The organism is Nitrospirillum viridazoti CBAmc (assembly GCF_000730165.1).
Classification (GTDB): domain Bacteria; phylum Pseudomonadota; class Alphaproteobacteria; order Azospirillales; family Azospirillaceae; genus Nitrospirillum; species Nitrospirillum viridazoti.
In genome coordinates, this window is record NZ_CP022110.1 from 1,822,438 (window position 1) to 1,834,013 (window position 11,576).

An 11,576-nucleotide genomic window follows, 5' to 3' on the forward strand; every position below is an offset into this window, starting at 1 on the left:
GGAAGCATCCCATGCAGACCATCTTCGTGCAGATCAAGTGCGAGCTGGGCAAGGCCTACGACGTGGCCGATTCGGCCGTGGAGACCTTGGAAGAGGTTTCCGAGGTCCATTCCATCTCCGGTCAGTACGACCTGATGATGAAGTGCTATCTGGGTGACGAGGCCGATATCGGCCATTTCGTCACCCAGCGCCTGCAGACCCTGCCGGGCGTCAAGGACACTTTCACCATCATCACCTTCAAGGCCTTCACCTGACATCCCCGCCGACCCTTTTGCCGGATCGGTACCGCCGTGGCGTTTTCCAGGACGGTGTTTCTGGGCCACGCGTCGACGATATCGGGAGATGAACCCGTGGAACGGGCCAGCCGTGTTGACTTGGCCCACGGCATGGGCAAGAAGGTGATCCATGAAGCGGAGCAAGGACATCGGCCACATGGCCCGGAACGGCGGCATCCCCACCCCCAGCCCCTACGTGCGCCCGGGCGAGCTGATCTCGGGCGAGCTGATGGGGAGTGCGACGCGTTGACCCCCCGTCCCCTGATTGCGGAGCCGCCCATGGCCGCCACGCGGCGGCGTGCCGCCATCGCCGCCACCCTGATGGTCGGCCTGATGTCCAGCACGGCCCTGGCGCAACAGCAGCCAACACCTTCCACCGGAGCGGCCGCCCCCCAGGCTGCGCCCGCCCAGGCCGCCTCCCCGCAGGCCGCCCCCCCGCAGGCCGCACCGAAGAAGGAGCAGCCGCCCGTCCTGCTGGAGGCCGACCAGGTCGACACGGACAATGAGCTGGGCATCACCACCGCGACCGGCAACGTGCAGTTGTCGCAGGGCGGCCACGTGGTGCTGGCAGACACCATCAGCTACAGCGAGCGGTCCAACGTCATCACCGCCAGCGGCCACGTCGTCATGATCCAGCCGGACGGCGAGGTGATGTTCGGCGACTATGCGGAATTGACGGAGGACCAGAAGCAGGCCTTCGTCGACCAGTCGCGCATGCTGCTACAGGACAACAGCCGCCTGGCCGGCTATCAGGCCGAACGCATCGACGGCCGCTACACCCGCGTCACCCGCGGCACCTACAGCCCCTGCAAGCTGTGCGAGGACGACCCCACGCGGCCGCCCACCTGGCAGATTCGCGCCAAGCAGGTGACACACGACAACACGTCGCACGACATCTATTTCCGCGACGCCACCATCGAGGTGGCGGGCGTGCCCATCACCTACCTGCCCGCCTTCTCCATGCCCGATCCCACGGTGGATCGGCGCAGCGGCTTCCTGACGCCCACCATCGGCTACAACACCAATTTGGGCATGTTCGCGCGGGTGAAGTATTACTACGACATCTCGCCGGACAAGGACCTGCTGTTCGATCTGCTGCCCAGCGCCAATGACGGCCTGCTTTTGGGCACGAAATACCGCCAGCGCTTCACCAACGGTTATCTGGAACTTCAGGGGGCTGCCACCTACACGCAGAACCCGCAGGCGACGTCCAACGGCACCATCAGCCCGACGGAACTGCGCGGCTGGGTGCAGGGCATCGGCCGCTTCGACATCGATGATTCCTGGCGCTGGGGTTTCGACCTGAACCGGGTCACCGACAACAACTTCCTGTTGCGCTACAACTACAGCGCTGAGCAGCTGCTGACCAGCCGCCTCTATACCGAGCATTTCGCCGGCCGCGACTACTTCAACGCCGGCATCTACGGCTTCCAGGACCTGCGCCCGTCCAACACGTTGGAAGAGCCGGTGGCCCTGCCGCTGATCACCTACAGCGCCCTGGGCGAGCCGGGCGAAACGCTGGGTGGCCGCTGGTCCTTCGACGCGCAATACCTGGACCTGTGGCGCGAGCAGGGCGTACGGTCCCGCCGCGCCTCACAGGTCTCGGGCTGGCAAGGCGACTACACCAACAGCCTGGGCATGGTCACCACCGTGAACGCCCTGCTGCGGACCGACGCCTACGCCATCGGCAACCTGAAGGACGCGGCCAACGGCGGCCCCCGGGACGACTTCACCCGCGTCCGCATCTTCCCCCAGGGCCAGATCATGACCCGCCTGCCCTTCGTGCGCGAGGACGGCACCGTATCGGAAATGATCGAGCCCATCGTGGCCTTCACCGCCGCGCCCAACTATCACAACAGCCGCGACCTGCCGAACGAGGACAGCGAGGACATCGAGTTCGATTCCACCAACCTGTTCCGCCTCAGCCGCTACCCCGGCGTCGATCTTCTCGATGGCGGCCAGCGCGTGACCTACGGTGTCCGTGCCGGCGTCTACGGCAATGGTGGCGGCAGCAGCACCCTGTTCTTCGGTCAGAGCTACCGCCTGCAGCACAACACCGACTTCGCGGTCAATTCCGGCCTGTACAGCCGCCAGTCCGACTATGTCGGCCGCCTGGAACTGACCCCCAGCCCATGGATGGACCTCAGCTACGGTTTCCGACTGGATCCGACCAGCGGCGCCCAGCGCATGCACGATTTCACCGGATCGTTCGGCCCGTCCATCTTCCGCGTGTCGGGCAGCTACCTGTACATCAACAAGCTGGAACTGCAGAACGGCACAACGGCCGACACTACCGCCAACCTGCAGGAAGTCAGCGGCGGTGTGACCTCGTCCTTCCTGAAGTATTACACGGTGGGCCTTTCCACCCGGTACAACCTGGCCGAGGGCGGCGGGCCCGTGTCCACCAGCCTGACCACCACCTACCAGGACGACTGCTACACCTTCTCGCTGATCATGGAGCGTGATTACGCCCAGCGTGTCGGCCTGGCGTCCGGCAACCGCATTTACTTCCGCATGATCTTCAACAAGCTGGGCACGTTCGTCAGCCCCGCCTTTACCGGCACCTCGCATTAGTTTTGCAGGTAACCCGGTTACGGGGTTTATAGTCGGATATCGTGACCAGGCGGGGTCCCCAGGCAGCGGGGCCCGCCACCGATATCCGAGGAAGAACCCCATGCCCGCTTCCCTGCTGACCCGCCGCTTCCTGTTCCGGGGTCTGGCCATGGCCGCCTTGGCCGTCGCCGGCCTGGCCGCCGCCCGCCATGTCGACGCCGCTACCCCGTTGCCCAGCTCGGCCGCGGGCTCGGCATACGATTACAAATTCACCTCCATCGACGGCGATCCATTGCCCCTCAGCCAGTTCAAGGGCAAGGCCATCCTGGTGGTGAACACCGCCTCCCTCTGCGGCTTCACCCCGCAGTACAAGGGCCTTGAAGCCCTCTACACCGCCTACAAGGACAAGGGCCTGGTGGTGCTGGGCGTGCCCGCCAACGATTTCGCTGACCAGGAACCAGGCAGCAATAAGGAGATCAAGCACTTCTGCGACGCCACCTTCGCCGTCGACTTCCCCATGACGGAGAAGGAAGCGGTGACCGGCGACAAGGCCCATCCCTTCTATAAGTGGGTCGGCGCCGCCAAGGGCGCGCCCAAGTGGAATTTCCACAAGTACCTGATCAGCCCCGAAGGCGCGCTGATCGCCGCCTTCCCCAGCAAGGTGGAACCGGAATCGCCGGAACTGAAGGCCGCCATCGATGCGGCGCTGTCGCACAACGGTTGAGAGCCGACGTGGACGCGGCGGGGTGGGCCACCGCCCGTGTCATTGGCCCGTAGTGCGTATAGGCCGACAGCCGCTTGAGTTTGGGAGGCGGCCCCGCTAGGGTCAGGCCCGGGAGACGTCGTTTCCCGGGCTTACTAATTCCTTGTTCTCCCTGACCTATCTGCTGGGTGTTGGCGCCACCATGAGTTATGGCCTCTATGATCACAGCCGCCGGGCCCGCCGCCGTTTCTGGGGGCGTCTGGGCAAGTTCCTGCTGCTGGCCGGTGTCGTCGGCGTCGCCTGCGCCTTCAGCTATGAGGTGGGGCAGGAACAGCTGATCCGGCGCGAACAAAACCTGCAGACGCAGCTGACCCAGGCCCAGTCCGCCAAGGAGGAGACCGAGCGCAAGGTCGCCCAGCTGCAAGCGGCGCTGCAGACCGCCGAGGTGCGCGTCAGTGAGCTGCAGGTGCGCTATGACCGCGACGTGCCCACGGGCGACCTGGGCCGGTTGAAGGACCTGTTGGCCAAGAAGATGGTGGAGGGCGTGGACGCCGGCCGCCTGGCGCTGATCATCGAGCAGACGGGCACCCCCCGCTCCTGCGGCAAGGCGGAGACCAAGCGCTTCGTCCTGTCGACCTCGCTGTACAAAGGTCCCAACACCTCGGCCGGCTTCGCCGACGGCGCCATCACTGTCTCCGGCGAGGGCGCCACGTCGCGCAGCCCAGACGGCGCGCCGCAGTCCTGGTTCGACCCGGCCAAGCCGGTCACCCTGAAGTTCACCGACAAGAACGGCAAGGAAACCCAGACCACGGGCATGCTGCCGCTGCAGCATTCGGTGATCATCGACGATACCGAGTACCGCTTCAAGATCAGCCCCGGCTCACGCTCCTTCGTGGACGTGGTGGGCGATCACTGCCCGTTCCCCTGATGCGCAGCCCTTGGTCGATCATGATCGGGGGATCCCAGGCGCCGGGTGATGCCCAACAGCCCTTACTGCCGTCGTTCTGAGGCACCGGTGGCCGACAGGTCGCCGGCGTCCAATTCCAGGTCCAGGTCGACCGGATAGCCGCCGTAGAACCCCGGGTTGACGCCGCGCAGCAGCAGGCGGGCGCGGGGATCGGTCAGGATCGGGCCCTTGGGCTCCAGCGACAGGACTTGATAGTCGTAATCGGCCAGCGCCCGGGTCACCAGGGCCACCTTGCCATTGTGGTCGGGGTTCAGCACCACCGGCACGCCGGCACCGGTCGTATCCGCATAGCCGATGTGGCCGGGCGCCTCCGCCTGCAGGCCGCCATAGGCCAACACCGGCGCCATGCCGTCGAAGCGTCCCAGCAGGCGCCCGGCCAATTTTCCTTGCAGCGTGTAGCCGGCCGCTGTCCATGCCGGCAACGCCTGGGCCAGATCCACCTCCGCCACCGTGGCGCTGAAGCCGCCGCCCTCCTCCGGCGACAGATGCACGTGGCCGCCGGCCCAGGCCAAATCGCCGCCTTGCAGCAGCACCCGGCCATCCGCCAGCTGGAAATCCAACCCAACGTCCTCCAGCGCCAGGGCGGCACGCACGGCCTTGGCCTCGATATGCTGGGCAGGCGGGCTGTGCAGCGGGAACAGCCCGTCCAGCGCCACCGCCCCCTTGAGGCCGTCGATGGCCAACGATGGGCTGGCGAGGCTGACGGCATCGGCCCGCACCTCCCCCGACGCGGTCAGATGCCCCTGCTCCCACGACAGGTGGGCGCGGCCGGCCACCGTGCCCAGGCCCTGGACCGGCCCCGCCAGACCGGCGCCGGGTAGCAGGCGGCTGAGATCCGGCACGTTGGACAAGGTCAGCGGCTCCAGCACCGCCGCCGCCTCCCCCCGCTTTTCCGCCCCGATCCAATGCCCGCTGAGCCCCAGGACCAGAGGCGTGTCCGTTCCGCGGGCCTGGCCCGCCAGGGTCAGCGTGGCGGCCGGATCGCCGGACAGGGTGACGGCCAAGGCCAAGGGCGGCAGCATCGCGCCCCGCACACGGCCGCCCTCCAGCGTCAGTTGCCAGGGACGGGCACGGTTGGCGCGATCGAAGCCGGAGGACAGATGGGCCCCTTCCAGCGTACCGCCCAGCAGCACCGGCGCCTCCACCGACGCGGCGGACGCCTCCAGGGCGCTCAGTCCCCCGGCATCCCAGTCGGCGGCGATATGCAGGCCGGTGGTGCCACCGGCAATGAGTGGCGTGGCCGCCGGCCCCAGGCGCCCCACCAGCGCGCCCTGCGCCTCGGCATGTCCCCGGCGTTCCTTGCCCCAACCGCCGCGCCAGGTCATCACCAGGTGGCCGTCGGCACCAGGGTCCCAGCCCAGGCTGACCGGCGTGCCCTGTCCGTCCCGCAACCGCCCACCCAGCTGCGCCGCGCGCGTCAGGTCCAGACGCCAAGCGCCATCGCCTTCCGGCGTCAGGTTTCCGCCACCGTTGAGGAAAGCCGCCATCAGCGGCAGCTCCGGCGCCGTCATCCCCTCCGCCGCGACGGTCACGGCCAGGGCGCCCCCCTCGCCGGTGCCGGCCACGGTCAGCAGACCCTCGCCGCTCCAGGTCCCGGCCCCTCGGGCGCGCAGGGTCAGCCCCCACGGCGCGGCGGGCATGCCGGTCCCTCGCATACCGGTCCAGGGCTTGGCTCCCTCCAAGGCCAGGTGGGCGTCGGGCGTCTCGGCGGTGGCGCTCACGGTCCAGCGGTCACTGCCGCCCTGCGCCGCCAGATGGGCGGAAATGGGACCGCCCCACTCGCGCACGCGCAGGTCCGTCACCGTCAATTCAGCCTGGGCCGTGCCCTTGGGGCCGGCGGCCAGGGTGCCCGACACCATCGGGTTGGCGCCGGGCGCCGCGGTCAGCCGCAGCGCGGGACCATCCGCCGTCTTGGTCAGGCTGACGGTCACGGCCAGCGCCGGCCAGCCGGCCGCCGGCTCCATCACCGCCTGCCCCTGCCAAGCGCCCGCTTCCGCCCCGTCCCCCGCCTGGTGGTCGAGCGTGGCGTGCAGGGCCAAGGGCATCGACCAGTCGCCATGGATCAGCTGGGCTGATCCAATGTCCACATGGTCAATGGGTAGGTCCGTCAAACGCGCCAGGGCCTGCCCATCCAGATGGCCGGCATCCAGGCTGACCCCGGTCAGCGCCAGGCGCGCCGGCTGGCCCCAGGGCACCAGGCCGGCGAAGGTCACCAGCGCGGTGTCGGCCTCCAGCCCCGGTTGCAGGCGCACCCCCGCCTCCAGCCAGCCCCAGCCGGCATGCCGCACCGTCACCTGGGCATCGGCGAAGCCGGCCTCCACCAGGGCCGCCTTCAGCCGCTGTTCCGCCGTGGCCGGCAAAATCAGCCGGCCGGCCAAAATGGCCCCCGCGATGGCCAAGGTGAGGGGCACCAAGCCCCATAGCCAACGGCCCCCCCACGGCGGCAGCCCGGCCTTCGAGATCGGCCACCGCCACCCCTGCAGCGCGGCCCGCCACGACGGCAGGCGCCACGCGCCGGGCAGCGTGCGGCGCTTGGCATTGGGCGCGCGCAGGTTGGGGGGCCGCATTCCGGGCGGCGGCCGTAACGGCGGCATGGACATGGGTGTACAGGTCCCTTCCCGGCCCCGGTGGTGTCCGGAACCGTGGTGGAGAGTGGCAAGACCGGCCACGGACCACAAGCAGCACCACAGCCCCCTGTGTGCAGCGAGAAGGTCCGGCCACCGACCTTGACCGCCCCCTCATGCAAGTCGCTTGCCGATTTTCGAACCACCACCCGCGAATTTTGCCGCAGGCGGGGGGCGGCTGCGCCAGAAGGGCGGTTCAAATCGGCCGGCGGGGGCGCTATGGTCCGCCGACCGGCAAAGCCGGACACGGACGCGCCCACCACAAGAACGAGCTTCCCAAAATGGATCTTGAGAACACCCTGTATCTCGACCTGCCGGCCGGCCGCGTCGTCATCGCGCTCCGCCCCGACCTGGCCCCCAACCATGTCGCCCGCATCAAGGAACTGGCCCGCGACGGCTTCTACAACGGCCTGAGCTTCCACCGCGTCATTGAGGGCTTCATGGCCCAGGGCGGCTGCCCCATCGGCGACGGCACCGGCGGTTCGGGCAAGAAGCTGAAGGCGGAATTCTCGGCTGAGCCGCATGTGCGCGGCGTCTGCTCCATGGCCCGCGCCATGAACCCGGACAGCGCCGACAGCCAGTTTTTCATCTGCTTCGACGACGCCACCTTCCTGGACCGCCAGTACACCGTCTGGGGCAAGGTCACCGAGGGCATGGAATTCGTCGACGCCCTGAAGAAGGGCAGCCGCCGTGACAACGGCAGCGTCACCGACCCCGACAAGATCGTGAAGATGCAGGTTGCGGCCGACGCCGCCTGATCCTGGCATCTCCCATCCGGTACAAGGTTTGACCGCCCGCCCCTTAAAGGGGCGGGCGGTCGGCTTTTGGGGACAGGGCCGGATCAGCAGGTAAAAACGGCCGCCCGGGACGGGCTTGGGCCCCCTGGTCCGGCAGAAACTGCCGCAAGGGGAACCCCCTGCCGCCCTTGCCTACCCCGCCCCAAGCTAAACCATTGATTCTTATCGATCTCGAATGTTGGCACACCCCCTGCATATAGGGAGGCGACTAACAAGCGGCCGGCATCGACCGGCAGCGGCGTTCGAGGCGAAAATGGAAAACCCGATTTACGTGGCGCTGTCCCGTCAGGAGGCGCTGTCCCGGCAGCTGGATGTGGTGGCGAACAACATCGCCAACATGAACACGACGGGCTACAAGCAGCAGCGCATGCTGTTCCAGGAATACCTGGAGAAGCCGGCCCGCGGCGAGCGGGTCTCCTTCGTCCAGGACTACGGCCTGATGCGCGATACCCGCGCCGGCGCCCTGCAGGTTACGAACAACACCCTGGACCTGGCGCTGAAGGGTGACGGCTACTTCACGGTGGAGACGCTGTCCGGCCCGCGCTACACCCGCGCCGGCAATTTCCAGCTGAACGACCGTCGTGAGATCGTGGACCAGAACGGCCTGCCCGTGCTGGACACCAACGACAACCGCATCACCGTCCCCGACGGCACCACCGACCTGAAGATCCAGGGCGACGGCACCGTGATGGCCGACCGCGCCCAGCTGGGCAAGCTGAAGATCGTCAGCTTCGACGACCAGCAGCAGATGCAGACCCTGGGCGGCGGCCTGATGACCACGACCCAGACGCCACGCCCCTCGGCCAACCCGCAGGTGACGCAGGGTGCGGTCGAGGCCTCCAACGTGCAGGCCATCGTCGAGTCCACCGTGATGATCGACGTGCTGCGTCAGTACCAGATGACCCAGAAGCTGGTGGACGAGGAACACGATCGCATCCGCAACGCGATCTCCCACCTCGCCAAAGCCCAATAACGCCCTCGTGACGCCGAAGAAGTAGGAGAAACAGATCATGCGCAGCCTCTCCATCGCCGCCACGGGCATGCAGGCCCAGCAGACCAACGTCGAAGTCATCTCGAACAACATCGCGAACATGACGACGACCGGGTTCAAGCGGCAGCGCGCCGAATTCCAGGACCTGCTCTACCAGAACATGCGCCGCGTCGGTTCCAACTCGTCAGACGCCGGCACCATCGTCCCCACCGGCATCCAGATCGGCGCCGGCGTGAAGACGGCGGCCGTGTACCGCATCAACGAGCAGGGCAACATCACCACCACCGGCAACAGCCTTGATCTGGCGATCAACGGCAACGGCTTCTTCCAGGTGACGCTGCCCAGCGGCCAGATCGCCTACACCCGCGCCGGCTCCTTCTCGCTGAACGCCAACAGCCAGGTCGTCACCTCCGACGGCTACCTGCTGAACCCCGGCTTCACCCTTCCCCAGAACGCGGTGGACATCTCGGTCGACGCCTCGGGCCAGGTGCAGGCCAAGATCGACGGCCAGGTGAACCCGGCCATCGTCGGCCAGCTGACCCTGGCGAACTTCCCCAACGCGGCCGGCCTGGAAGCCGTCGGTGACAACCTGCTGCTGGAAACACCGGCCTCGGGCCAGCCGGTCACCGCCGTCCCCGGCTCCACCGGCTTCGGCCGCATCACCCAGAACGCGCTGGAAACCTCCAACGTCAACGTCGTGACCGAGATCACCAACCTGATCCAGGCACAGCGCGCCTACGAGATGAACTCGCGCGTCGTGACCACGACGGACCAGATGCTGCAGTCCATCACGAACATGAAGTGACGGCGGCGGAGAGCGGAGAACAGTCATGAAAGCCTTGGCCACCATCCTGCTGGGCACCAGCATCCTCTTCAGCGCCGGCGCCGCCATGGCCGCCGACCTGCACGGCGACGTGGATGTCAACGCCGACACCATCCACCTGGGCGACCTGTTCGACGCGTTGGGCCCCAACCAGGCCACCATCGTCATCGGCCAGGCCCCGGCGCCCGGCCACCGCATCACCTACGACGCCACGGTGCTGGACCGCATCGCCGCCGCCAACGGCGTGGACTGGAAGTCGACCGGCAATGAGCGCGTGGTCGTCAGCCGCCCCTCGGTGGACGTGACCGCCGACCAGATCCAGGCCGCCTTCACCAAGGCCCTGGCCGACGCCGGCGCCCCGGCCGGTATGGAAGTGCAGCTGGACAACCCCGGCACCGTCCTGCGTCTGCCGGCCAACAGCGACAGCAGCATCGGCTTCACCAACGTGAACTACGATGCCGCCCGCGGCCGCGCCACCGGTGACCTGGTGATCCCGGCCAAGGGTGAGCCCGTCATCCGCCAGAGCTTCGGCGCCCGCGTGGCCGTCATGGTCACCCTGCCGGTGCTGAACCGCCGCGTGGCCCCGGGCGAGACCATCGCCGCCAGCGACGTGGAATGGACCAAGGTGCCGCGCACCCGCATCAGCGGCGACGTGGTGACCGAGGCCCGCGACCTGATCGGCCTGACCGTGCGCCATGGCGCCAGCCCCTACCAGCCCGTGCGCACCGATGAGGTGCGGGCGCCGGTGGTGGTCACCCGCGGCGCCCTGGTCACCATGATGCTGCAGTCCGGCAACATGACCCTGACGGTCCAGGGCCGCGCCCAGACCGAAGGCGGCGTCAACGAGATCATCCGAGTCACCAACACCGCCAGCAACCGGACCATCGACGCCCGCGTGGCCGGCCCCGACCTTGTCATGGTGCAGCCGACGGCCCAGGCCCCCATTGGCCAGGCCCCCCAGGGGCAGTTCAACGCCGCCGCGACCCGCACCACCCGTACCGCCCTGAATTGAGGAGAGACATCATGCCTGTGCCTTCCACCATCCGCGCTCTCCTCATCGCCACCGTCGCCACCGTGGCGCTCAGCGGCTGCGGCGCCGTCGACCGCATCAACAACATCGGCAAGGCGCCGGACATGAGCACCCTGTCCGACCCCACGACGCAGAAGGGCTACCAGCCGGTGCGCATGCCCATGCCCACCCCGCCGGTGCTGGAGCGTCAGGCCAACTCGCTGTGGCGCCCGGGCGCCCGCGCCTTCTTCAAGGACCAGCGCGCCAGCCAGACCGGCGACATCCTGACCATCTCGATCTCCATCAACGACAGCGCCAACGTATCGGATGAGACCAAGCGGTCGCGCGCCAACTCCGACAGCATGGGCATCCCCAACTTCTTCGGCCTGGAGGCCCAGATCCCCAAGGTGCTGAACTCCGCCACCTCGGCCTCCAGCCTGGTGTCCACCACCAGCGCCAAGGCGTCGGACGGCAAGGGCACGGTCGCGCGCTCCGAACAGATTGACCTGAAGATCGCCGCCCTGATCACCCAGGTCCTGCCCAACGGCAACCTGGTCATCCAGGGCAAGCAGGAAGTGCGCGTGAACTACGAACTGCGCGAGTTGACCATCCAGGGCATCATCCGGCCCGAGGACATCGACAATACCAACGCCATTTCCTACGAGAAGATCGCCGAAGCCCGCATCTCCTACGGCGGCCGCGGCCAGATCACCGATGTGCAGCAGGAGCGCTACGGCCAGCAGCTGCTGGATGTGCTCCTACCCTTCTGATGACCTTCTAAGACTTCAGCGGCCCGGCGGTGCCCCCGCCGCCGGGCTTCCCCGCAACCTTCCG

General features: G+C 67.8%; 10 protein-coding genes. 9 read left to right on the forward strand and 1 reads right to left on the reverse strand.

Translation table 11 applies throughout. The features are described 5' to 3' along the window. Nucleotides 1-11: 11 nt before the first annotated feature. From Y958_RS08380 to Y958_RS08395, 4 genes are all read left to right on the forward strand, one after another. On the forward strand, nt 12-254 hold the full coding sequence (locus Y958_RS08380) for an Lrp/AsnC ligand binding domain-containing protein (protein ID WP_004273252.1): 243 nt from the start codon (nt 12-14) through the stop codon (nt 252-254). A gap of 267 nt (nt 255-521) precedes the next feature. Further along, a complete protein-coding gene (locus tag Y958_RS08385; RefSeq protein ID WP_186291124.1) occupies nt 522-2,849 on the forward strand; it encodes an LPS-assembly protein LptD in 2,328 nt (775 codons plus the stop codon). Between the two features lie 100 nt (nt 2,850-2,949). Continuing rightward, nucleotides 2,950-3,552 carry a glutathione peroxidase gene (locus tag Y958_RS08390; protein ID WP_088871642.1) on the forward strand — a complete coding sequence of 201 codons (603 nt, stop codon included), beginning with the start codon at nt 2,950-2,952 and terminating at the stop codon, nt 3,550-3,552. Nucleotides 3,553-3,694: 142 nt separating this feature from the next. Further along, on the forward strand, nt 3,695-4,459 hold the full coding sequence (locus tag Y958_RS08395; protein ID WP_004272627.1) for a hypothetical protein: 765 nt from the start codon (nt 3,695-3,697) through the stop codon (nt 4,457-4,459). 62 nt (nt 4,460-4,521) lie between these two features. Here the strand turns inward: Y958_RS08395 and Y958_RS08400 are convergent, their stop codons facing one another. After that, nucleotides 4,522-7,065 (reverse strand): intermembrane phospholipid transport protein YdbH family protein, encoded by a 2,544-nt coding sequence (locus Y958_RS08400; RefSeq protein WP_088871643.1) that lies wholly within the window; start codon nt 7,063-7,065, stop codon nt 4,522-4,524. Nucleotides 7,066-7,403: 338 nt separating this feature from the next. Between Y958_RS08400 and Y958_RS08405 the strand changes: the two genes are divergently transcribed. The 5 genes from Y958_RS08405 (at nt 7,404) to flgH (ending at nt 11,512) form a co-directional block, all read left to right on the forward strand. Further along, the gene (locus Y958_RS08405) at nt 7,404-7,880 is read left to right on the forward strand and encodes a peptidylprolyl isomerase (protein WP_004272662.1); all 477 of its coding nucleotides are present in this window, start codon (nt 7,404-7,406) and stop codon (nt 7,878-7,880) included. Nucleotides 7,881-8,172: 292 nt separating this feature from the next. Further along, nucleotides 8,173-8,892 carry a flagellar basal-body rod protein FlgF gene (gene flgF / locus Y958_RS08410; RefSeq protein ID WP_088871644.1) on the forward strand — a complete coding sequence of 240 codons (720 nt, stop codon included), beginning with the start codon at nt 8,173-8,175 and terminating at the stop codon, nt 8,890-8,892. Between the two features lie 37 nt (nt 8,893-8,929). Beyond that, the gene (gene flgG, locus Y958_RS08415; RefSeq protein WP_088871645.1) at nt 8,930-9,715 is read left to right on the forward strand and encodes a flagellar basal-body rod protein FlgG; all 786 of its coding nucleotides are present in this window, start codon (nt 8,930-8,932) and stop codon (nt 9,713-9,715) included. A 25-nt stretch (nt 9,716-9,740) separates the two neighbouring features. Then, nucleotides 9,741-10,745: a flagellar basal body P-ring formation chaperone FlgA gene (gene flgA / locus Y958_RS08420; protein WP_088871646.1), complete on the forward strand. Its 1,005-nt coding sequence runs from the start codon at nt 9,741-9,743 to the stop codon at nt 10,743-10,745. Nucleotides 10,746-10,756: 11 nt separating this feature from the next. After that, nucleotides 10,757-11,512, forward strand: coding sequence for a flagellar basal body L-ring protein FlgH (gene flgH / locus Y958_RS08425; protein WP_088871647.1), 756 nt, complete (start codon nt 10,757-10,759; stop codon nt 11,510-11,512). Nucleotides 11,513-11,576 lie beyond the last annotated feature (64 nt).